Source organism: Nostoc sp. C96 (assembly GCF_059384975.1).
Genome location: NZ_CM182020.1, coordinates 3,913,460 through 3,938,108 on the forward strand (window position 1 = coordinate 3,913,460; position 24,649 = coordinate 3,938,108).

A 24,649-nucleotide genomic window follows, 5' to 3' on the forward strand; every position below is an offset into this window, starting at 1 on the left:
GAAGAGAAGAGTACCAGAAATTAATCTAAGATTGCTTTAGTCAAGTTAATAACAGTCTCTAAATGGAAGTTATCTACTAAATCTTTCAATGCAGCCGCAATTTGAGCCTTGTTTGCCGGAATTTCTTGGAAAAGTTGATAAAGTTTTTCATCATCTATCATCAGTGCCGCTTCATGAACTTGAGCAATCCAATTTGCTGGCATATCTGCTAAATCAGATACAGTTAATTTTGGAGATTGGTGTTTTAATTCTGGGGGATTTTGTTGCTGATTTTCGGCATAAATGTAACGCACACCAAGATATTGCGCCATTTTGTCAAATAGAACCGTTTCTTCAAAAGGTTTGGCAACAAAATCATCACAGCCTACTTGCAAAATTTCTTGTCTGTCTTCTTCAAAAGCACTCGCCGTTAAAGCGATAATTGCTAAAACTTTACTTTGAGTATGAGCGCGAATTTGCTTAGTTGCTTCGTAACCATTCATCACAGGCATTTGTATATCCATCCAAATGAGATGCGGTTGCCAAGCTTTGCAGATATCAACAGCTGTTAAACCATTCTCTGCTGCACACACATCAAAGCCAACAAACTTCAGCAGTTTTACCATCAACTGACGATTTTCTAAAACATCCTCAACAATTAAAATACGGTATTTAGGTTGACCAGGTTCTAAACCAATGACTCGCCTGGCTAATTGTGTTGAAGGCAAAACATCCACTTTATCTACAACAGTCATTTGCACGCTGCAAGTAAAGGTTGAGCCTTGACCTAAAACACTGTGAGTGCGAATATCACCCCCCATTAATCTGGCAAACTGACGACTAATGGCTAGTCCTAAGCCAGTACCCTGCATAAACTGTCGTCCACCTTTAGCCTGTGCAAATGCTTCAAAGATTAACTCTAAATCCTCATTGGCAATTCCTGGGCCAGTATCTTCAACAGCAAATTCTACAGTTATCTTGTCTGATTCTTCGGAAAATGAAGCATGATCAGCATAAGATACTCGCAGTGCCACATGACCAACAATTGTAAATTTGATAGCATTGCCTAGCAGGTTAATCAGTATTTGCCTGAGCTTACCTTCATCACCACAAACATATTGATTTACTTCTGAACTTAACTCAGTAATGATATTTAATCCCTTATCTGAGGCTTTCAGGGCAAACATTTCTTGAATTGAGTAAATCAAACGATACAAATCAAAACAACTTTCATTTAGAGTTATTTGACCAGCTTCAATTTTTGACATTTCTAAAACATCATTAATTAAAGCTAATAAATGTTCACCACTACGGCTAATAATATCTAAATGCTCTTTATCATCTTGAGATAAAGAACTATTCCGGGTCATAATTTGGGTGAAACCTAAAATAGCATTGAGTGGCGTACGCAATTCATGACTCATCTTCGCTAAAAATTGACTTTTAGCACGGTTGGCAATTTCTGCTTGTTCAGCTGCTTGTTGAAGCGCTACATGGGAAAATTCTAGTGCTGCCAACATCAGGTTATTTTTCATTTCCTGTGCAACTTCAATTTCAAAATTTTGCCAGGGATAGGATTTATCTTGAACTGTTTGTTTCCATCGTTCAAATGACTTACGTGGAGTTAGACGCAAAGTCTTATTTGCAGCTACAGAAATTGATGTATGAGGATTACCAGCCCAATTAACTGTTTGCACTTGCTCAGGTCGTAACCAAATAATATGGTAAGACCTTTGATTAAGGAAAATTGAAATTGCGAGAATGCCACTAACTTTATCTTTGAATTTTTTAGCTGGTGGATAGAGTTGTGGTAAAGAATCAGTAGAAAAAATTTCTGGGGGTTTTTGCTCAGAAAGCCAATTTATTAGCTTTCTCATTTCGGGTTCAGCAGGAGTTTGACCAATTAGTGTTAGTTGTTCTTCTAATAATATGGCGACCCCTTGAGCTTGGACTAAATTTAATAAATTGGACTCGTTGCGTTGGAAGACATTGCCGATATATTCTAATTTATTAGATAATGCTTGCCTAAGTTGTTCTTGAATTACTTTAACTTGTTGGCGATAGGAATTTAATGCCCGTTCTTTCTGATTGAGTAATTCAACTGAGGCAAACTGTCCGATAAATTCACAAATTTTGCGTGTCTCATAATCAACTTTTTTAGGTGTGTAATTATGACAAGCAATTAAACCCCAAAGCCTATTTTGATTAATTAGAGAGATACACATAGTTGCTGTAACCCCCATATTCTGCAAGTATTCTATATGCCAGGGTGAGACGCTTCTTAGTGTTGCTCCACTCAGATCTAAGGATATATGGGGCGGAATTAATTGTACTGGTTGATAATTTATATCGGGAATCATCCGCAACCATTTCTCGTAGTAAAGTTGTCTAGCTTGGGCTGGAATATCAGATGCTGGATAGTGTAGTTCTAAATAACTTTCTAGATGGCTTTGTTTATCTTCAGCAATCACAACTCCGCTGTAGTCTGCTTCTAATCTGTAAAGCATGACTCGATCAAATTGAGTAATTCTTCTAACTTCTTTGACAATAATTTGAAATAGTTCTGAGGAATTTTTAGCCCTAACTATCTGAGAAACTGTTGTTTCTAAAAGATGATAATATCCCAGGAATGGACTACTTTTTGGATAAGAATGTGGTTCTAATTCTAAGATTAAAACATTGTGCGATCGCTGCATAATTCCGAGAAACACTTTCGGAAAATTTTCTCCACCAATGTTATGCAGTTGAGATTTTAATTCAAACAGATGGACAAATGTTAAAATTTCTTGTTGGAGATAATCATTAATTAACTGGATTTGCTCTAATGAAAAAAGGTAACTTAAATCTTTACCAATTAAATCTGCTGCGGATATACCAAAAAATTGAGCAGTATTTTCACTAACTTGAATAATTTTTAGCTGTGTTTTTTCTAAAGCTAAAAGTAAACCATGTGGCTGAATATAACCAGGGATATGAATTGGCTCATGGGTACAGTCAATGATATCAATTGTGTCTGAATTCAACATTTTGAAATTTATTTTTTTGATATACTGCGATTATAAAAAAGTTGATAGCGTTTCTAACTCTGGTGCGGTACAAAATTACCCCTCTCCAACCCTCCCCTTGCTAAGGGTCGCCACGGCGTTACTTTGATTCCCAAAGTTATAGCAAGTGGCGTGAAGGTGCGCGACAAAGCTGGTGGCGTATTTGATGTGCTTGAAAACTGCTATGTTTGAGGCCTGTAGTTACCTAGAAAATGAAGTCAGTACTCATATTTTGCTCACCACCTAGGTTAGGAATTATATATATTTTCATATTGATGTAGGATTAATTTTTGTATTCAAATTTGATATTTTTGCATAGAATATTTATTAGATAAAGATTTTAGTGACAAAAATTTGAACACTGCGATCGCTCCATCAATACCAATAAAAAAAGAGCGCATATACATATATGCGCTCTCAGAGGAAATAAATTCGAGCAATTAACAGAAATTTATGCGTAAATTACAAACCCAGCGGCGGGAACAGCAATTTTCACGGCTTTACCATTCCTAGCTTCAATTTTCACCTTTTGTCCTACTTGTTGTTTATCGGTGGAGTAAATGCAAGTGAAGAAATCACCTTCATTGTGTAATTCGTTATCAATAGTTACCCAAGCTTCACGAGCTTGGTTATAGTCGGTGTTAATAGCCGCAACTATTTCTTGATCACTGAGAATACGAGACCAAGGTACAACAGAACGAATTTCATTACCAATTATCTGCGGTAAACCGAAGTTGACACCATCACCAGAAATTGAACGGAGATATTGGCGACCACGACTTAAGGCTTTTTTCTCGCTTCTGATTTTGAGAATTTTGGAGATTTCTTGATAGACGTAATTTTCTTCATTAAAGAAGTGAACACCTTTAGTCCCAAATGCGCCGAACTCTCCACCGAACATAGCCTCACGTAAATAGCGATCGCTATCTCCATGACCATCAAAGGCTTGTTCTGTCCCATAATAAATACAAGGGATTCCCAGGGTTAAAGCATTTAGCGCTAAAGCATTTAGGACTACTTTTGCAGCGTCCTTATCTGCACAAAATCTGGCTTTGTTTTGTCCCTTACGCACTTGGTCATGGTCGTCAAACATCGTCACGACCTTATCTCTAAACCAAATGTGAGATTCTTTCTGCACCAGCAAAGAATTGCGGAATAAACTAAAGTAATCTTTAGGGTTGCGATATCCTTTCACTAAATATTCAAGTTTGTCAGGAATGTCATCTACACCTAAAGCCGCATCTAAACCTGTTTCTTCTAAAGTTTCAAATGCTCTTTGTCTTCCGCCAGTAATCTCACCAACTAAAAAGAATTTTTCCTTACCAATACTTTGAGCAAACTCATGAATCATCGAAGCAAAAATTCGAGTTGCACCTTTATCCATGTGTTTGACAGTATCAATGCGGAAACCATCAATATCGGCGTAGGCTATCCAATATTTATACGCCTGAGCCAGATATTTTAAAGCCGGAGAGATCACATAATCATCTAGTCCGCCAAAGCCATGACGAATATCTTTTAAATCCTCAAAGTCGCCTTCTAAAAATTCGGGATAGCCATCCCAATTTCTAATGCGTCCCTTTTGGGTATATAAAGATGGGTCTTGAAATTCTACTGGCCAAATTGCGTCATTTTCTTGAGGCCAAGTAGCAGGATTATTGGGGTCAGTTTTACGAAATGGAATGCTAGGTTGACCTGTTGCGTCATTAAAACCTTTGACTTGATAAGGTGTGCCATTATAGTTAACATCACCTGCTGCGTATTTAAAGATATTACCAGAATGGTTGAGAATAATATCAAGAATTACATAAATACCATTGGCATGAGCAGTTTGCACTAACTCTTTCAAGTCCTCACTGCTACCGAACTTAGGGTTAACTTCTAAGAAATCTTGAATACCGTAGCCATGATATGTATCTTGAAAAGATACCTGTTTGAAAATCGGACTAATCCAAATGGCGGTAACGCCTAAACGCTTTAAATATCCGACTTTACTAGTTAGTCCTTTAAGATTCCCACCAACGTATTTTATACCTGCTTCTCGCCAACGCTCTGCACCTTCTGGTGTGCGTGTGGCATTATTTTGCTCACCAGTGAATAAGGGAGTTACACCATTGGAAACAACATTTCCCGCATTATCTTTATATCCATTCTCCTTACCATCAGAAAATCGGTCGAGCATCATAAAATAAAACACCTGATCTTCCCAAGCAATTGGGGATGGATAAAATGTTTTATTGGAAGTATAAGAAGCTAAATTTAGTTGTGATAGTTGCTTTACTGCCATTTCCGTATTTTCAGATTAATGACTGAATAATTGCTGTGTGGATACGGAAAGCTACAAAGCTCAATTTTTCAATTCCGGATGACTGAGGAATTTTTTATGGTTTTATATCTATGGGGCGAACAGCGATTTACCTCTACTAAATCTTAAAAAACCAACGCCGACGATACATTCCATAAAGAATCGTCCACCAAAATAAAACCATAACTATGGCAAATATTAGCGAACCATTAAACGTCCCAGCCCACGGGCGAAATAAGTGTTCATAAATCCAGGTATAAGTTGTGCTACTGCCAATCTTCGTTTTAAGTAAGATTCTGGTAAATATGCCAGAAGCAACAAACAAAAAGATAGCATTTAGCCCCATCACTTCTAATGGTAGTCCCCACCGTCTAAAATGACGGACTTCTATGAGTTCATAACACAAAGCTAAAGTTAGTAATGCCCAACCCGCAGTAAATAAAACGTAAGAACTTGTCCATAGTTGTTTATTAATAGGAAACAAAAATCCCCATAATAATCCAATCACAAGAGCAATTAAACCAAAAATTACTAAATTGATACTAGTGCGGCTTTTAATTGGCTGAGTTCGCAACCAATCACCTGTAAAATAGCCTAAAAAGACGGTAACAACTGCTGGCAAAGTACTAAATAAACCTTCCGGGTCAAAAGAACCACTACGATAAATGTGTTTGCCAAGAATTATCCGGTCGATGTAACCGCCAAGATTACCTTCAGGAGTGAGATTCCCTGCGCCAAAACCGGGGACGGGGATAAATTGCATTGCTAACCAGTACCCAATGAGGACAACGGCTGATAATATCCACAACCAACGGCGAGAAAGGTTGAGAACTGCTATTGCTGCGAATACATAAGCGAGGCTGATGCGCTGTAAGACTCCCATAATTCGCAGGGTGCTGAAATTGGGAGGTATACCTTTAATTAACCAATCAAGGGTTAAAGAAAACAACGCCAGGAACAAGCCAAGGGCAAATAATATCAGTCCCCGGCGGAGAATGCGCTGATAGACAGTAGCCGTAGGGCGATTTTCTGGGGTGTACTTGGCGAAAGAAAACGGCATTGCGACACCGACGATAAATAAAAAGAACGGGAAAACCAAGTCTGTCGGTGTGCAACCGTGCCATTCGGCATGGTCGAGAGGCGGATAAACATAATCCCAACTACCGGGATTATTCACTAAAATCATAGAGGCGATCGCCATTCCCCGAAACACATCGAGGGAAGCAAGGCGCGTAGAGGGTGTAGAGGAATTTTCCATAACGTTATAGTTTAATCTGTTAAACGCTCCTCCAAAATTTTTGTGAACATCAAAGACATTTTTCTTAGTGGATTTTTACGTTTAGCACAGCATCGGAAAAATCATCATCTAGTTAGAAACATCAAGTTTCTTCTCTACTTTCTCCTAGCTGTTGCGTTATGTCTGCTTCCAGTCCAAATGGCTAACTCCTCAACTCAGCCAGTCGCTATCGTCCCCCCATCACCCAGCAGAGAATTTCGGGGTGTTTGGGTTGCTAGTGTCGCCAATATTGACTGGCCTTCTCAACCGAGTTTAACCACCAGCCAACAACAAGCAGAGCTAATTACAATACTGGATCGCGCGGCCAAATTAAAACTCAATGCCGTAATTTTACAAGTCCGTCCTGGTTGTGATGCCTTATACCAATCTGCATTAGAACCTTGGTCGGAGTTTTTAACTGGACAGATGGGTAAACCACCCGCGCCTTATTATGATCCCTTAGCTTTCGCAGTAACAGAAGCCCATAAACGTGGACTAGAATTACACGCTTGGTTTAATCCTTATCGCGCTCGTCATCCCCAAGGAAAATCGATTGTTGCCGCAAATCATATCAGCAAAACCCATCCAGAATTAGTCAAACATTACGGCAAATATCTCTGGTTAGACCCAGGAGAACAAGCTGTGCAAGACTACACAGTTCAAGTAATTATGGATGTTGTGAATCGATATGATATCGATGGCGTTCACATTGATGATTACTTTTATCCCTATCCTGAAAAAGATAGGAGAAATAAAACTATTGATTTTCCTGATGAAATCAGTTGGCAAAAATATCAAAAATCAGGAGGTACAGAAAACCACAATGATTGGCGGCGAGAAAATGTCAACACATTAATTCAACGGCTTTACCAGAGCATTAAAAGTACTAAACCTTGGGTGAAATTTGGTATTAGTCCTTTTGGTATTTGGCAACCAGGATTTCCCAGCCAAATAGGCAATAACAAAGCCTTTAATGCTTATCAAGAACTATATGCAGATTCTCGCAAATGGTTAATGAATGGCTGGTTAGATTATCTCTCACCCCAACTTTATTGGAAAATTGAACAGGCACAACAAAGTTATCCTGTATTGTTGAACTGGTGGATAGAACAAAACACTCAATCTCGCCACATTTGGCCAGGAATTTTTACTAGCCGTATCGGTCAAAATAGTAGTACAGCCTGGCCTGCTAAAGAAATTGTCTATCAAATTAAAACCACTCAAGGACGTACTGGTTCAGATGGCAATATTCACTTTAGTATGAAACCTCTGCTGCAAAATCGCGGCGGAATAGCCGATTTATTACCACAAGATGTTTATCATCATTCGGCCTTAGTCCCTTCATCACCTTGGTTAGATAATACACCCCCAGAAAAACCCCAGGTGAGCCTAGAAAAAGATGTCACTGGCACTAAAACAGTTTTGAGATGGCAACCCACAGGTAAACAGCCTGTTTGGTTATGGGTTGTGCAAACCAAAACAGGCAATGAATGGAATACCAATATTTTACCGACTGGGCAGAATTCAACTTTGTTAAATAATAACCAAGTTGAAGATGTCGCTATTTCTGCGGTGACTCGTTATGGTATTCAAGGAACAAGCGCCATTGTGGAAATGCCACAATATTAGGTAAGAAAATCGCAGAGGTTGTTTTAAGCGCAGTTGGCTGTGATTATTAGCACTTAATAGATAAATATTAACTAGCCATTAGCCATACTCACTCATAACAAACTCTCTGCGTTTAAACTTACGCTGTCCGAAAACGTGCCAACTCCTCGCCTGTCTTTGCATCGTGGGCGTGGACTGTACACACCAAACATGAATCAAAAGCACGCGCGACGTGTCCAACTTCTACAGGGTCTGTTGGATCTTTGATAGGTGTCCCTACTAAAGCTTCTTCAATTGGGCCGCGTTTACCTTCACCGTCACGGGGGCCGATGTTCCAAGTACCAGGGGCAATTACTTGGTAATTCTTAATCTTACCGCCTTCTATGTCTACCCAGTGACACAAAGCACCCCGCGCTGCTTCGGTTCCACCCCAGCCTTTACCGTCTTTTTCTGTGGGTTTGATATACCAAGGGTCGTTTAATACAAATTCACGCAGACAATGTTCGGCTTGGCGATATAGTTTAACTTGTTCGTGAAGCCTCGCTAATTGACGGACGTGAATATTTGCACCGCCCATTTTCTTGAATACATCTAAGATAAAACCGTCATGATGTTGCCAAGATTCGCCGTGATTACCACCCGCAACTAACTGACGCGCTAAGGGGCCTGCTTCTAAGCGTCCGAAGTCTTTGTGGAGGACTGCACTTGCCCAAGAATAGGCATTGTCGAAGTCTTTTGTATTATTGGCAGTAGGTTTTGTAGTGCGATCGCCTGGATGAATATCTGCTGTCCCTTCATCGTACCAAGAATGGGTTAAATTCTCACGGGCGAAGGATTGATCCATCAAGGTGTGCGTGTCGGTGAAGCTATCATACACGCCACTCTTCATAATCATCGCCGCATTCCGCCCTTCAATGGTGGGCTTTTGGTATTTATCCTCGTGGGCTAAATATCCCCAAGTGACGTATTTACCTACACCTGCGCCATATCTATCTAAACCAATATCTAAACCCATGCGCCAATAAAAGCCTAAGTCAGATTCACGATGTTTGATGTCTTCATCTAACCAGTTCATGAAGTCGTCGTAAGTCTGAATTTCTTCGTAGCGTTCTAAAGAACAGCCTAACCATACAGGTTCTAACCAGTTGGTGCGGAAGTATTCTAAAATCGCCCAAGCGCGGGTAATGTCGGTGAGGGTGGGGGCGCACATCACACCACCAGGAACCATGTAACTAGAGTGAGGCCATTGACCACCCAAGAGGGCGTAAATTTCTACGGGTTTGGCGGAAATGGTCACACCGAGTTCGTAAGATTTCCCGGTGAACGCAGAAAAGCGGCGGACTGCTTCATCATAGAAGCGGCTACTACGGTAGTTTTTATTGGTTAAGTCAATGGCGAACAATCCATAAAAGTAACGCGGAATACTTTGGATAGTTTCGACAATTTGACCAAGGTTTCTAGCTAAGATGGCGTTGCGTGGCACTTCTGTACCCCAGGCTGTATCTAACGCCCAAGATGCAGAAGTTAGGTGAGAACCACCGCAAATACCGCAAATCCGAGGTGTAACAATTAATCCAGCTTGGGGGTCTTTGCCACGGAGGATGATTTCAAATCCGCGAAAGAGTTCGGCGTGAGTCCAGGCGTTGACTACATAGCCGTCGGCAATTTCCACGCGAACATCTAAATCACCCTCGACTCTCCCGACGGGTGATATATCTAATGTTTGTTTTCCCATTTATTTTGTCCATAGTCAATGGTCAATGGTCAATAGTCAAAAGCTTTAGACTATTGACTAAACTGTAAAAAAGTCTTCTTCTGCCCAAGGTGGGGCTGCATCTTTAGCGACCATTGTGAGGAGGGCGTAGTCTTTTTTGTTGACTCCTGGTGGTAGTTCTTTGGGAACTCCCATGACGGTTTGGGTTTTAAATACGGTTCCGGGTTTGAGGTCAAAGAAGGGAAATTCTGGTTCTGTACAACCTAAACACGGCATTCCGGCGCGGGTTTTGGAGGAGACGCGGTTCCAGAGGATGCGGTTACAGGATGAGTGAGTCATGGGGCCGCGACAGCCTAAGTCGTAGAAGAGACAGCCTTTGCGTTGACCAAATTCGGCGGTTGAGGCTTTGTAGGCAAAGTGGACGTTGCGGGTACAGCCTGTTTGGGTGTAAGTGTTGAAGAAGGTTTGGGGACGATTTAGTTCATCCAAAGCAATATCGCCGATGCGTCCGGTAGCGATCGCCACTAATATCTGCGTTATCCAGTCAGGGTGTGCGGGACATCCGGGAATATTGATTACAGGTAAGCCAGATTTGGCGCGGAAGTCTTTACCTAAAAAGCCACCTTCTTGACGTTTGAGAAATTGTAAGCCTTGGGATTCGCTGGGGTTGGGAGACATTGCGGGAATTCCGCCCCAAGTAGCACAATCTCCGACAGCAACTATGAAGCTGGCAGCTTGCGCTAGGTCAATTAACCAATCTTTCATCGGGCGATCGGCGAAGCGATTCCATTCACCTGTGCCGTTGGGGGCGTTTACTACACTACCTTCAAATACCAAAATATCTAAAGGGATTTTGCCGGAAATGCAGTCCCATAATAGGGTTTGTAAGTTGTTGCCTAGTTCCAATCCTAAGGAAGGATGCCAAAGCACCTTAATGCCAAAGTCAGCAATGAGGTCACAGACTGTCGGTTCTTCGGCATTTAGAAACGACATGGTGTTGCCTGAACAGGCACCACCTTGCAGCCAGAGTACGTTAGTCATTGGCTATGTGTTGGTTTATTTTTTCTCAGATATGATGCAGGCGATGTCTGGCGACAAGCCGCTTTGCGTCTACGGCGCTTGTAGAGTCTCACCTGTTTTTGATGTTTATCTTTTACAATAATGTATTTTTAGATTATTTTTATTTTCTTAAATAAAAAATAATTATTTGTGGATATTCGGAAGATATCATGCAGATAAGCGGAGGCATATAGAAGGCATTAAACTAGGTATTTTTATCTGTTAAATATATATTTTGTTTACTGATGATACAAAAAATAATTATTATGAATTTCGTGTTGTAATTTGATAATAATATTGTTAATTACCCTCTAGAATTTTGGAAATAGAGTGTTTTATAGTAAGGAAATTGGGGAAGAAAGTATGAAGTCTGTTCGCCTCTGGCGTACCCGTAGGGTAGTCTGAAGTATAAAATTTGTACTTTGATGTGTCACTGCAAACCACAGCATCAATAAGTTGCCCATAATTAGTTGCTGTCTAACTAAATATATGGATGTGTTTATTTCACACTTCATACTTCACACTTTAATAGCCTTTGGTAGTGAGGAAATTTTTGTGTATTTCGAGGGCATGAATCGAGTAATTTTTTTAATAGCTAGAGTAGGGTAATTATGACACCTAGCATTACAGATTCGGCGGTGAAAGCAGCTGTGGCAGCGATCGCTTCAGAGTCAGCAACGACAGCAGAAAAAATCCAGATGCTAATCGAAATGGCACAAGGTTTTCAAAAGAAGCCAAAAACTGCCCAAGATTTGCGGAATGCTGTTGGGCTATATTATCGGGCTTATGAAATGTCTGGTGAGGAGTATCCTTTGCTGAAGGCTAAAGCCCAGGTGGGGATGGCTGGGACTTTACAAATAATTCCCCACGCGGATACGGAATTGCTGCTGCAAGCTAAGGCTGGTTATGAAGAGGCATTACCAATCTTACAAGAGTTAGCCACGCCGGAAGAGGTGGCGGAGGCGCAGATGAATTTTGGCTTGGTGTTGCAATCTCTAGCAACCTATAACTTAGCCAGAATTAGTGATAGTATCCAGGCTTATCATGAAGCTTTGCGGGTGTTTACCTGGGAAGATTACCCGCAAGATTACGCGATTTTATACAACAATATTGCGATCGCCTACCTTTCGATGCCAATGGCCTCAGAACGGGAATATTTACGTCAGGGGTTAGCAGTGCAATCATTTGAAGTTGCCTTAAAGCATATTAATTTGATTGACCATCCCAGAGAATATGCTATGTTGCAAAACAACTTGGGGAATGCTTTGCAGTATTTAGTTAGTTCTCATCCTGTAGAGAATAATTTAAAGGCGATCGCCGCATACAATGAAGCGTTAAAAGTGCGTAATTCTAGAGATACACCTCTAGAATATGCTAACACAATTTCCAACAAAGCTAATGCTTTATTCAACTTACCTGATTATCCGGAAAACCCAGAATTAGGTAATTCTAAAAATCTTTTACAAGCCCAAAATTACTATCAAGAAGCTTGGTCTATTTTCACCGAACATCAACAGTTGGAACAAGCTGAGTTAGTCGTGCAGGCATTAAAAGATGTAGAGATAGAAATTAGGGCTATTAGCTAGGCTTACCAGATTTATTAACGAACCGCAAAGGAAGAAAAAATGAGTGAGTTATTGAGCAATTTTAGTGTGAGTGATTTTCTCACGAGTATGGTATCTAGTGATCTGAATATAGTTACTGCATTAGTGTGGTTAATCATAGCAACAATCATCTCGATGATTGGCGGTGCAATTGGTGGAATGATATTAGCTGGTAAAGATATTGGTTATTCTTTCTCGGCTATGTTGGGAGCAATGTTTGCCCCGGCTGGTGCTATTCCAGCTATTCTTTTAGGATTTGCTTTATTAACTTTGTTGAAAACTTTCTAGGAGAGAAAATGTTTGAATTAGGTTGGTATTCTGCCAAATTATTCTTCAAAGGCAAGCTAATACGCGAACCTCTGCATTTTGTGCAACAAACATCAATTGGAATTGGCGTTGGTTTGCTATCACTAATAGCACTTGCCCAAGCAGATATTCCCTTGTGTATTCCCATAACTGTGTCTAGCTTAATTACGGGTATTTTAATGCCCTTTCTACTTAAAGATTTCAAAATGAAATAATTAAGTAGCTAACAGCCACAATAATTTCACACTTCATACTTTTGTTAATGACCAACCTCGAAGAATTCGTTGAAGAAATTAACCGCTTTGAGGCAATTATATCTGAGTGGGATGAAAGTCAAAGGTGTGTAGCTGTCGGTCTGAAACGAGCGATTGAAGCTTTGCATAAAGAAGCACTGACACGATTGATTAAAAGCCTCAAACAAGAATCTATTTCAGCTTTACGTCATGCTGTGGATGATGAAGTTGTGTATGCAGTTTTGCTGTATCACGACTTAGTTAAACCACCACTCCCACCAATATTACAACGCATTCAATCCGCCCTAGAAGAAGTACGTCCAGGGCTAAAAAGTCACAATGGGGATATAGAATTAGTCGCTTTTAAACCACCGGATACTGTAGAAGTTAGGTTAATCGGAACTTGCAGCAGTTGTCCAGCTTCTCATTTGACATTATCTCAGGGAGTAGAAAAAGCAATTAAGAATTATTGTCCAGAAATTACTAACGTTGTTGCGGTAAGCGATCGCCCTGCGGTAGATAATACTAATACTGGTTTAACTAGTCCCTTTGCTCCCAGCATTACAACTGCTTGGGTACGAGTAGCAACTGTGGAGCAAATTCCAGATTTAGGCATATTTGCGACTAAGGTTGCGGGACATACACTAATTTTATATCGGCAAGGCGATCGCATTACCTGTTACCGCAACGCTTGTTCTCATCTCGCATCACCTCTGGATACTGGGAAGGTGGAAAATGGCATCATCACCTGTCCAGCACATGGGTTTCAATATCAACTAGAGACTGGGGAATGTTTGACGGCTGATGTCCCTTTACAGTCATATCCAGTTCAGATGAAGGGTGAGAAGGTGTTTGTGAAATTGTCTCGATGATAAAGGGAATGAGTTCGACGGATGTTAAAAACCCCTCTCCAAACCTCTCCCCGAAACGGAGAGAGGCTTTGACACCCTAATTTTTTTGTTGAAAACGCAAAAAATTTCTGCCCCTCTCCGCGTCGGAGCGAAAAGTTGAGCCAGTACGTTGGACGGGTTCCCCGGCATAAAGCAACTGGCGTTGCGCGTCCGGGTTTCCCGGCGCAAAACTTTTCAAGACAGAGGGGTTGGGGAGAGATTCATCCAACTCACCTTAAAACATTCTGGCGATCGCTCTACTAACTGGCACAAGTTGAGCCAAGATATACTTTACCCAAACCACGATTTAAGTATATACCTACACGGCTGCTGCTTATGTCATCATCTCCAGAGCGCCCGTTAAAAATTAACCTGACGCTACCATCCTCCCATCCACAATTATTGGAGGGATTAGATTTGTGGCTACGCTTAGGTTTGATTTCTGATGCCCAAGTTAAGCAGCTGTGTCGAGAGTATCTCTCCTGTACAGTGGTGTTACAGCCGCAAGTCGAACTTAAACCATTGGTAGCAGGTGTAACTGCAAGACAAGAAAAACCATTAATTGCTTATTCGCCAGCACCGCCCAAAAAACCTTCTCAACCAAATTTTGTAACGAGGATGTTGCAATCTCTGGGAGAAGAATTGAGTGTTCGCTGGCTGCTATTTTTAGGTGTATTTTTAGTAGTGCTGTCCTCTGGCGTATTAGCTGCAAGTCAGTGGGAAAGGTTTCCGGCTGCGGGACAGTATGGGGTGTTATTTGCTTATACTTTAACTTTTTGGGGTTTAAGCTTTTGGACTGGTAGACAAGAAAATCTGAGATTAACCACTCAGACATTATTAATTGTCACCTTATTTCTCGTGCCTGTGAATTTTTGGGCAATGGATAGTTTCGGGTTGTGGCAGAATCCTCTTAATTGGTTGACAGTAGCGATCGCTGCCCCTACCCTAACTTTCATTACAGTTTTACTCTGCAACAACCGTACAGTTTTTCCCAACTCCCGCATCAGCAAATTACCACTCATCAATATTCTGGCGCTGAGTTATTTACATTGGGGTTGGAAAATCAACGTTTTTCCTTTAATTGCTGTATATACAGCGATGATTGGCACAACTCTACTGACTGTCTATCACATTCGTCGCCAACAACGCATCAACACCGAAAATCAACTGGGTTTATTTGCTACTGTTATTGTTTATGCGTTGATAGTACTGCTGTCACGAGCAGTTTTTGTTGCTGGGGTAAATGTTACGCAACTGGGTTTAGCCATTGGTGTCTGTGGTTGGTTGATTACTTGGTTGGTGCAGGAGGCAGAAGGCAGAGGGCAGGAGGCAGGGAGCAGGGAGCAGGGAGCAGGGGGCAGGGAGCAGGGAGCAGGAGGCAGGGGGCAGGGGGTAGAGGTATATAATACTCAGCACCCAGCACTCAATACTTTTTGGGAATTATTGGGTGGAATCTTACTATTCTTCGGTTGGGCTGTCGCCGTAGCAGATTATCCAGGGCAAGCTTTGGCTGTGAGTGGTTTGGCTTTGTGGTATGTCAGTCAGCGTTTGCAGAGATATAGTCACCACATTGATTTAGCGGCGCTTTTCTTTATCGGCTTACAGTCAATTTGGCTGGGTTGGCGATTAGTACCACCAGGAACGCGACAATGGACGATCGCAATTGCCACAAATCTTACGCAAGCGCAAAATGAACCTTGGGCGTTGCTGAGTTTGGCATTATTTCCTTATTTAATCTTTATGGTATGGTTTTGCGATCGCTTGCGTCACGCCGAGAAACGAGATTTGGCAAATTTTGGCGAAGCACTCGCACTATTATTTGGCACTAGTTTAACGACCATCGCCACAATTAATCCTACTTTGCGATCGCTAAATCTAGTTTTTTCTACCATCACCTTAATTGTTGTCACCAAACGCCGTTCGCCATCTTCCACGCCTTTAATCTACCTGACTCACTTCATCGGGTTACTGGCACTTTTCTCGGTAATAGACTGGTTTTTCCCCACTCTCCCCCATTATCTCTGGGCAACTGTTATCTCAGTTGTGATGGTGGCAGAATGGGGATTTAGTCTCGGCGGTAATGGTGGCTGGCAAAGTAGTGCATGGCATTTCGGGTTAGTATTATCCATCGTCAGTTTTAGTTTATTTTTTGATGCCACTGTTAACAAACAATATTGGGGCGCGATTTGGTTAATTACACCCTTATCTTTGACTTTTTTAGCGAGTCGCACCACAGGCAAACCCCGCACCATCAGGGCTTTATTGAGTGGGTTGGCTGTGTTTGCAGTGCAGTTTTTAACTATACTTCTACCAGGAACTAGATTTATTGGTTTGGCGGTGGGTACGGGTGTCATGTATCTCAATACCCGCTATTTAAGAAATGAAGGATCTGCCGCCTTTACCATTGGTTTAGGATTGAGTTTTGTGGCGGCGCTGTTGTGGGAAGGTATACCAGGCTTACCCCGCCTCGCTGTTGCAGGTTGGTTAGTAGTTGGTGCGATCGCCACTTTGAGTTTATGGTTAATGCGGAAAGTATTGCAACAACGCAACCATGAATTAGCCGCTATCTATGCAGAAGCTAGTGATAAATGGGCGATCGCTTTATGTTGTACTGTACTATCCACCCTGACACTACACTCAGTCTTAGTTTATCAAGCCACCGTCACCCCAGGAGTTTGGTATTTAGTTGCCAGTGCAATTACTTTAGTCGCTATTGCTTATCGTAGTTGGCGAGAACCAACAAATTGGGCATTTTACGCTATTGGTTGGTGTGTGGAATTATTCATTGCCGAAGTATTAAGCTTCGGGGAACGTTCGACAATTAGAGTGGCGATCGCTAATATCGTTTTAGGTTTATTTACCCAACTGTTTGGCGAATGGTGGCGACGAAAATATCACCCAGAAAAACTTCCCAGCAGTTTACATATTTTGCCCTTAGTCTATGGCGCATTTAGTGTTTTACTGCGTTTAACTACTTTTACTGAGTGGACAGGTTTATTTACCTTGGGTGTCGCATTAATTGTCATAGGTGTAGGTAGACGACACCCAGATTTCAAACCTCTGCTGTACTTCGGCATTATTGGTGTATCAATTTCTGCTTATGAACTATTGTTCTATCAAATGTCCCAGGCTAGAGGGGGTGCATTAGGTGATGGGTTAATTGCCATGTCAACATTAGGTACAAGCATCATGCTTGTTTACAGCCGACTATCACCTTGGTTAAGCCAATACTTACGCCTCAGCCGCCAAGAAATCCAAGGCATCGCCCATCTCCACTGGGCTTGGAGTAGTGTATTATTAACCCTTGCCATTCCCCAGCCAATTCACAGTAACCGCCTTGTAGGCTTGGGTACAGGGGCATTATTAATTATGTATGCCATCTTTCAAGGACGAGGTACGACCAATTCGCCGCGTGTTTTCGGCAGAATTACCACAGAAGAGATGTGGGTTTACCTCGGCTTATTACAAGTATTGGGTATGCGGGTTTATTGGCGAGAAACTGCCGTGGGACAGTGGATAGCTGGGCCGTTAGTACCTTGGAATGGGGCGATCGCTTGTTTAATAGCCTACTTTTTATACAGCTTACCCTGGGAAAATTGGGGTTGGTCAAAAAGACCTTGGCAACTTGCTGCATACATTCTGCCACTGATCATTTTATGGGAAACCAGACTACCAATTTACCCAATTACCCTATTAATAGTAGCCGGATTCTACATCATCTTAGCCAAGGTGAGTGAGAATATTCGGGTGACATATATCAGCGTCGCCTTAATTGATTGGGCATTATTTAAATGGTTATACCAATTAAATCTCACTGATGCTTTGTGGTATTTTACCGCCAGTGGATTATCACTGTTATACATTGCCCAAATTGATCCACAGCTAAAACTACCTGAATATAAATCATCTCGTCACATTTTACGGCTTATAGGTATGAGTTTCATTTGTGGATGGGCGCTGTTCTTTCATCAAAATAGAGTTTTTATCCCTGGAATTTTCAGCCTCATTGCTATTTTTGCCGGATTAGCTTTGCGAATTCGGGCTTTTCTCTATGTTGGGACAGCTACTTTTTTAATTACCAGCATTTATCAATTAGTAATTTTTAGCTTAAATTACCCGTTTTTAAAATGGGTCATTGGGCTACTACTGGGTATTTTACTCATTTATATCGCTGCTAACTTTGAAACTCATCGCACCCAAATTAATAGCTTACTTCGCAACACCAGCAATGAATTTCAAGAATGGGAGTAATTAGTTTTCTGGCATACACGATAAGTGCAAGATGTGTGGGTATTTCTGGGGTTACTCAAAATTTGCGATCGCACTACATCCAAATCTTGCTCATTCATGACTGTGAGATTTTAAATGCCGAGTCTACACTGCTGCATCTATCTGAGAGTAATTTTGAAAAAAAATTATACGTAAATGCGATCGCACAAACAATTATCCATCATGCGAATCACTCTGATACCTGTGAATGAGTATTAGAACTTCATTAATGAGTCTTTGATACTTGTGAATGAGTCTTGGAACTTTATTAATGAGCCTTTGATACTCGTAAATGAGTCTTGGAACTTCATTAATGAGTCTTTGATATTCGTGAATGAGTTTCGGAACTTCATTAATGAGCCTTTGATATTCGTGAATGAGTTTCGGAACTTCATTAATGAGCCTTGGAACTCGATTAATGAGTCTTTAATACTCATGAATGAGTCTTATATCAAGTCCGATTAATTAGTTATATTTCCCAAAATCATTGCACCCCACCCCCAACCCCTCCCCGTGAACGGGGAGGGGAGACAAAGCGTAGCTGTGGCGGGGTGGGGTTTAGAGGGTTCAGTAAGTAATCAAGCGTACATGATATTAAAGACTCACTCAGCATTTTGCCATATCCCGGATTTAGAAAATAGAATTTTAATCTCAGGCTAATTTTGGCAATCTGTGGTTGTATTAAAATAAACCTCAACCCTGGCCACGACTCACCGCGATGCACTTCAAACTCTGCAAATATGCCCTCATCGCCTTGCTGATTGCAACCCTCAGCATCAACTTAGATTTACCCAAACTAGATTTTCTCCTCAACTCCAACTTAGTCGCTTCAGCACAAACCCCAGACTCACGCAAAGCCGAAGCAGATAGACTGTTAGACCAAGGTGTTCAGCAGTATCAAATCAGTCAATTTAAAGCAGCATTACAGTCTTGGCAACAAGCACTCAATATTTATCGTGAAATCAAAAACCGTCTCGGTGAAGGTGCAGCACTAGGAAATCTCGGTGTTGCTTACAATTCACTAGGAGACTACCCCAAAGCCATAGAATACCACCAGCAGAGATTAGCCATCGCCCGTGAAATTAAAGATCGTCTCGGTGAAGGTGCAGCACTAGGAAGTCTCGGTGTTGCTTACAATTCACTAGGAGACTACCCCAAAGCCATAGAATATCACCAGCAGTTATTAGCGATCGCCCGTGAAATCAAAAACCGTAACGGTGAGGGTGTAGCACTGGGAAATCTCGGTAATGCTTACAATTCACTAGGAGACTACCCCAAAGCTATTGAGTACCACCAGCAGAGTTTAGCGATCGCCCGTGAAATTAAAGACCGTCTGGGTGAGGGACAATCACTGGGAAATCTCGGTCTTGCTTACAATTCACTAGGAGACTACCCCAAAGCCATTGAGTACCACCAGCAGAGTTTAGTGATCGCCCGTGAAATCAAAAACCGTAACGGTGAGGGACAGTCACTAGGGAATCTCGGTGTTGCTTACAATTCACTAGGAGACTACCCCAAAGCCATTGAGTACCACCAGCAGAGTTTAGTGATCGCCCGTGAAATCAAAAACCGTAACGGTGAGGGAGCCGCACTGGGAAATCTCGGTAATGCTTACAATTCACTAGGAGACTACCCGAAAGCTATTGAGTACCTACAACAAGTTTTAGCGATCACTCGTGAAATTAAAAACCGTCTCGGTGAGGGAGCCGCACTGGGAAATCTCGGTAATGCTTACTTTTTTCTAGGAGACTACCCAAAAGCCATTGAGTACCTACAACAAGTTTTAGCGATCGCGCGGGAAATCAAAGACCGTCTCGGTGAGGGACAGTCACTAGGGAATCTCGGTGTTGCTTACTATTCACTAGGAGACTACCCCAAAGCCATTGAGTACCACCAGCAGAGATTAGCGATCGCGCGGGAAATCAAAGACCGTTTCGGTGAAGGACAGTCTTTAAACAATTTAGGATATGCTCTCTACAAATCGGGTAATCTCCCCGCAGCAGAGAAAACGCTTTATAAGGGAATTAAGGTTTATGAATCTCTGCGAGACAAAAAATTAAATGACACCAACAAAATCTCAATTTTCGAGACACAAAGTAACACCTACAACACCTTACAAAAAGTCCTCATCGCCCAAAATAAAACCGATGCAGCTTTAGAAATATCTGAACGTGGACGTGCTAGAGCATTTGTTGAATTACTCTCATCTCGCTTGAATAAAGATAGCAACGAAATGAAATCGCTCTCTGCACCAACAATAGGCGAGATAAAACAAATTGCCAAACAACAAAACTCTACCTTGGTGCAATACTCTATTATTTACGATGACTTCAAAATTCAAGGAAAAGAAGAAGCTCAAGAATCAGAACTCTACATTTGGGTAATCAAACCTAACGGTGAAGCCACATTTCATCGCCGAGACATTAAACCATTGTGGCAAACACAAAACACCAATCTGGCAAATTTAGTTAACAGCATTCTTGGCACTAACACTCGTCTTTGGAAAAAACCTCTACAGCAACTCCATGAAATGCTGATTCAACCAATCGCCCAAGAATTACCCAAAGACCCTAACGCTCATGTTATTTTCATCCCTCAATCATCATTATTTTTTGTGCCTTTCCCTGCTTTAAAAGATGCAGACAATAAATGCCTCATTGAAAAACACACCATCCTCACTACACCGTCAATTCAAGTATTAGATTTAACTCATAAACAACGCATCCAAACACGAAACGCATCTAATCAAAATGCCGTAGTTGTCGGTAATCCTATCATGCCCCTTGTCGCTTACAAACCTGGGGAAAAACCAGAACAATTAGAAGCTTTACCTGGTGCAGAAATTGAAGCCAAAGAAATTGCGCGGTTATTAAATACCAAAGCCATCATCGGTAAAGATGCCACCAAAAACCAAATTTTAAAACTCCTACCAAAAGCCCGAATTATTCATTTAGCAACTCATGGATGGGCTGATGATATTCGCGGTTTAGGAAGTTGGATTGCATTAGCACCAAATCCAGAAAATCAAAATGAAACAGGTAATGGCTTACTAACTGCCGAAGAAATATTAGACTTAAAACTGCAAGCCGAATTATTTGTCATCAGTGCTTGTCAAACCGGACGCGGACGCATCACAGGTGATGGCGTGATTGGTTTATCTCGTTCGATAATTTCTGCTGGTGTTCCCAGTGTCTTAGTTTCTCTGTGGCTAATTCCCGATGAAGAAACCCAGTTACTCATGACTGAGTTTTATCAACACCTGCAAAAAAATCCAGATAAAGCCCAAGCATTACGCCAAGCCATGCTAGGCAGAATTAAAGAAAATTCTCTACCAATTAACTGGGCAGCATTTACATTAATTGGCGAAGCGTAACCCAATAAAATCCTGAAAATGTTGGGTTTCGCAAAGCCTCAACCCAACCTACGCCTGACCTAAGAATAATACTTCTAAGATACAGCGATCGCATATCGACAAAAAAGCAATCGCTGGAGTTTTCAGAGATTTGTGACTTTCACTCCTAAAATGCGATCGCATTACATCCAAATCTTGCTCATTTAATATAATCCCTTCACCCACTGCCATTCTTGTGTCAATCCCTCCCTCAGAGAAACTTGCGGCTGATATCCCAAAATTTTCTGGGCTTGGGATATATCCGCCGCCGTGTGGCGTGCATCTCCCATTGCTTTTTCAATGTAGTTTTTCTTAATCGGCTGATCCGACAATTTCTGCCATTGTGTCCAAAACTTCTGTTAACACAACTCGGCTACCACCACCAATGTTTAAAATTTTACCAACTGCTGTCGCTGCACTCGCCGCAGCCAAATTTGCCGCAACAACATCACTCACAAACGTAAAGTCCCGCGTTTGCTGTCCATCCCCATAAATCGGAATTGCTTCATCCTGCAAAATAGCTTTAAAAAATTTATGAAATGCCATATCTGGGCGCTGTCTCGGCCCGTAAACTGTAAAATAGCGTAATGCCACAATCGGCACATTAAAGTTTTTCTGATACAGTCCACACAACCGTTCTGCGGCTAACTTAGTAATGCCATAGGGTGAAACAGGATGAGGGCAAATACTTTCATCAGTGGGTAAAGTTTCTGCATCACCATAAACGCTAGATGTCGAAGCAAATACTAACCTTTGAAGTTTTTTCGCATCCTTAGCTGCTTCTAACAAAACTTGTGTAGAGTTGATATTACGTTCAGTATAAGCACGGAAACCTTCACCCCAACTAGCCCTAACCCCTGCTTGTGCTGCCTGATGGTAAATAATTTCTACATCTTGGAGTAAGGTTTGCCAATCTAAAAACTGAATATTTCCTTCAATTAATTTAAAGTTAGGCCAGCAACTTAAGTAAGCAATGTTCTTACGTTTTAATATTGGATCGTAGTAATCATTAAATTCATCAATACCGATTACTTCTTCTCCTTGTTGTAGCAGCACTTCTGTAATGTGAGAACCAATAAAGCCTGCTGCTCCTGTAACAATAATTTTAGTCATATTTTCTATTTACCTGTTTTTTGATATTTCCCTGACGGCAATATTCACAGGTTAATACTTATCTTGTAGAAACGTCACCATTTAGCAGTAATGTTTAAATTAATCATGAAAATATAGCAAAATTACTTACGTATACTGATAGATATTTCCTAAGATTAATTTAATTTCCAACATAATAATTACAGTAGAATTCCGAAGTCGGAATCATCATGGTCTCTCTCCCTAGTTTTATTACCTAAATAATGTACTTTTATTATCGAGAAATATGCTGTCAGTAAGTTTATTTATACCTTTGCCTGATCAAGGACTTGCATCAGTACCTAAATTAGTGAAAAATTGATCCGCGAGTAGTTCTAGTACATAGCTGTCATTGGCAATAGCGCAAAGGTTGGGGAGATGAAGTCTTTTGACTTTTGACTTTTGACTTTTGACTTCCTAGAGTATTCTCATGTCACAAGGGACGCAAGAGGAAATCAGTGAAAGTTTTAGTTGTCGGTAACGGAGGGCGTGAACACGCTCTAGCATGGAAGTTATTGCAATCAGAGCAAGTTGAACAAGTGGTGTGTGTACCGGGGAACGGTGGTACAGCCAATATGGCAAGGTGTGAGAATTTGCCCTTGGCAGTCGATGATTTTGCAGGGATCAGCCAATACGCCCTAGCAAATGACATTTCTTTGGTAGTAGTCGGGCCAGAAGTCCCACTGGCGAAGGGAATTACAGACTACTTACAAGCGCAAGGACTAATGGTATTTGGCCCTGTCAAAGCTGGAGCGCAAATTGAGGCCAGCAAGGCTTGGGCAAAGTCTCTGATGCAGGAAGCTGGTATTCCGACAGCTAAGGCTGCGGTATTTACGGAGGCGGCGGCTGCTAAATCATATATTAAAGCTCAGGGTGTGCCGATAGTGGTGAAAGCTGATGGCTTGGCAGCAGGGAAAGGCGTAACAGTTGCTACCACAATAGAACAAGCAGAGACCGCCATTGATGCCATTTTTCAAGGGCAGTTTGGCAGTGCGGGTGAGTTTGTCGTAATTGAAGAGTGTTTAATTGGCCAAGAGGTATCAGTTTTAGCCTTGACTGATGGGTTAACAATTCGTCCCTTGTTGCCGGCGCAAGACCATAAACGAGTCGGTGAGGGTGATACGGGCGATAATACTGGGGGGATGGGAGCATACTGCCCAGCGCCGATCGCTACACCAGAATTAATGGCACGGGTGCAAACAGAGGTGTTAGAGAAAGCGATCGCTACTCTCCGCACCAAAGGCATAGACTATCGTGGTGTGCTTTACGCCGGCTTGATGATTACACCGGAAGGTGATTTTCAGGTGTTGGAATTTAACTGTCGCTTTGGTGATCCCGAAACCCAGGTGATTTTGCCATTGTTAGCCACACCCTTGATAGATTTAATCCTGGCTTGTGTACAGCAGTGTTTAGGAGAAATGCCCCCCATTGCTTGGCACAATGGCGCAGCAGCTACTGTAGTGGCGGCCTCTGGTGGTTATCCGGGAGATTATCAAAAAGGCAAGGTAATTACTGGTATTGAAGCAGCCGCAGGAGTCACCGTATTTCATGCGGGGACAAAATTGAACGACCAACAGCAAGTTGTCACTGACGGGGGACGGGTGTTAAATGTGACTGGGACAGGGGAAAATTTTCAACAAGCGATCGCCCAAGCATATACAGGCTTGAAATCTATTCAGTTTGAAGGAATATATTATAGGAGAGACATTGGCTATAGAGTGCTAAATGAAGTATGAAGTGTGAATTATGAAATGTATTCTGCCTTAGCCTACGGTAACGGCTTTGCTAACCAACCTTCAGACTTCAGACTTCAGAATTCAGACTTTTCTCTACCATGTTA

Annotated in this window: 16 protein-coding genes and 1 pseudogene; 10 read left to right on the top strand and 7 right to left on the bottom strand. The window is 41.6% G+C overall.

Annotation, left to right across the window (positions count from 1 at the left end; genetic code table 11):
• Positions 1–20: 20 nt before the first annotated feature.
• From AC504W_RS16650 to AC504W_RS16660, 3 genes are all read right to left on the bottom strand, one after another.
• Positions 21–3,005 carry an ATP-binding protein gene (locus tag AC504W_RS16650; RefSeq protein ID WP_494873395.1) on the bottom strand — a complete coding sequence of 995 codons (2,985 nt, stop codon included), beginning with the start codon at positions 3,003–3,005 and terminating at the stop codon, positions 21–23.
• A gap of 469 nt (positions 3,006–3,474) precedes the next feature.
• Positions 3,475–5,310: an alpha-amylase family glycosyl hydrolase gene (locus AC504W_RS16655; RefSeq protein ID WP_494873396.1), complete on the bottom strand. Its 1,836-nt coding sequence runs from the start codon at positions 5,308–5,310 to the stop codon at positions 3,475–3,477.
• A gap of 136 nt (positions 5,311–5,446) precedes the next feature.
• Positions 5,447–6,586: an acyltransferase family protein gene (locus AC504W_RS16660; RefSeq protein WP_494873397.1), complete on the bottom strand. Its 1,140-nt coding sequence runs from the start codon at positions 6,584–6,586 to the stop codon at positions 5,447–5,449.
• A 42-nt stretch (positions 6,587–6,628) separates the two neighbouring features.
• Here AC504W_RS16660 and AC504W_RS16665 point away from each other — a divergent pair, with 42 nt between their 5' ends.
• Positions 6,629–8,233, top strand: coding sequence for a glycoside hydrolase family 10-like protein (locus AC504W_RS16665; RefSeq protein WP_494873398.1), 1,605 nt, complete (start codon positions 6,629–6,631; stop codon positions 8,231–8,233).
• Between the two features lie 118 nt (positions 8,234–8,351).
• Here the strand turns inward: AC504W_RS16665 and AC504W_RS16670 are convergent, their stop codons facing one another.
• Entirely contained in the window at positions 8,352–9,947 is a 1,596-nt protein-coding gene (locus tag AC504W_RS16670) for a nickel-dependent hydrogenase large subunit (RefSeq protein ID WP_494879347.1), read from the bottom strand.
• Positions 9,948–10,004: 57 nt separating this feature from the next.
• On the bottom strand, positions 10,005–10,967 hold the full coding sequence (locus AC504W_RS16675; RefSeq protein WP_494873400.1) for an NADH-quinone oxidoreductase subunit B family protein: 963 nt from the start codon (positions 10,965–10,967) through the stop codon (positions 10,005–10,007).
• 629 nt (positions 10,968–11,596) lie between these two features.
• Here AC504W_RS16675 and AC504W_RS16680 point away from each other — a divergent pair.
• From AC504W_RS16680 to AC504W_RS16715, 8 genes are all read left to right on the top strand, one after another.
• The gene (locus AC504W_RS16680; RefSeq protein WP_494879349.1) at positions 11,597–12,571 is read left to right on the top strand and encodes a hypothetical protein; all 975 of its coding nucleotides are present in this window, start codon (positions 11,597–11,599) and stop codon (positions 12,569–12,571) included.
• Between the two features lie 39 nt (positions 12,572–12,610).
• Positions 12,611–12,877, top strand: coding sequence for an asr0689 family protein (locus tag AC504W_RS16685; RefSeq protein ID WP_096578186.1), 267 nt, complete (start codon positions 12,611–12,613; stop codon positions 12,875–12,877).
• A gap of 8 nt (positions 12,878–12,885) precedes the next feature.
• Positions 12,886–13,110, top strand: a complete 225-nt coding sequence (locus AC504W_RS16690) for a hypothetical protein (RefSeq protein WP_096578188.1) — start codon at positions 12,886–12,888, stop codon at positions 13,108–13,110.
• A 47-nt stretch (positions 13,111–13,157) separates the two neighbouring features.
• Complete coding sequence (locus tag AC504W_RS16695; protein ID WP_494873402.1) at positions 13,158–14,000, top strand: NifU family protein; 843 nt, start codon at positions 13,158–13,160, stop codon at positions 13,998–14,000.
• Positions 14,001–14,135: 135 nt separating this feature from the next.
• A complete protein-coding gene (locus AC504W_RS16700) occupies positions 14,136–14,282 on the top strand; it encodes a hypothetical protein (RefSeq protein WP_494879351.1) in 147 nt (48 codons plus the stop codon).
• 72 nt (positions 14,283–14,354) lie between these two features.
• Positions 14,355–18,269, top strand: coding sequence for a DUF2157 domain-containing protein (locus AC504W_RS16705; protein WP_494873404.1), 3,915 nt, complete (start codon positions 14,355–14,357; stop codon positions 18,267–18,269).
• Positions 18,260–18,499, top strand: coding sequence for a hypothetical protein (locus AC504W_RS16710; protein WP_494873405.1), 240 nt, complete (start codon positions 18,260–18,262; stop codon positions 18,497–18,499). Before AC504W_RS16705 ends, AC504W_RS16710 begins: the two co-directional genes overlap by 10 nt.
• 506 nt (positions 18,500–19,005) lie before the next feature.
• Positions 19,006–21,660 carry a CHAT domain-containing protein gene (locus AC504W_RS16715; protein ID WP_494873406.1) on the top strand — a complete coding sequence of 885 codons (2,655 nt, stop codon included), beginning with the start codon at positions 19,006–19,008 and terminating at the stop codon, positions 21,658–21,660.
• A gap of 48 nt (positions 21,661–21,708) precedes the next feature.
• Here AC504W_RS16715 and AC504W_RS16720 read toward each other — a convergent pair whose 3' ends face one another.
• Both AC504W_RS16720 and AC504W_RS16725 read right to left on the bottom strand, forming a co-directional pair.
• A complete protein-coding gene (locus AC504W_RS16720) occupies positions 21,709–21,870 on the bottom strand; it encodes a hypothetical protein (RefSeq protein ID WP_494873407.1) in 162 nt (53 codons plus the stop codon).
• Positions 21,843–22,791, bottom strand: a pseudogene (locus tag AC504W_RS16725) (NAD-dependent epimerase/dehydratase family protein). The gene AC504W_RS16720 and the pseudogene AC504W_RS16725 overlap by 28 nt, the downstream one beginning before the upstream one ends.
• A gap of 476 nt (positions 22,792–23,267) precedes the next feature.
• Here AC504W_RS16725 and purD point away from each other — a divergent pair.
• Positions 23,268–24,545: a phosphoribosylamine--glycine ligase gene (gene purD, locus AC504W_RS16730; protein ID WP_494873408.1), complete on the top strand. Its 1,278-nt coding sequence runs from the start codon at positions 23,268–23,270 to the stop codon at positions 24,543–24,545.
• Positions 24,546–24,649: the final 104 nt, after the last annotated feature.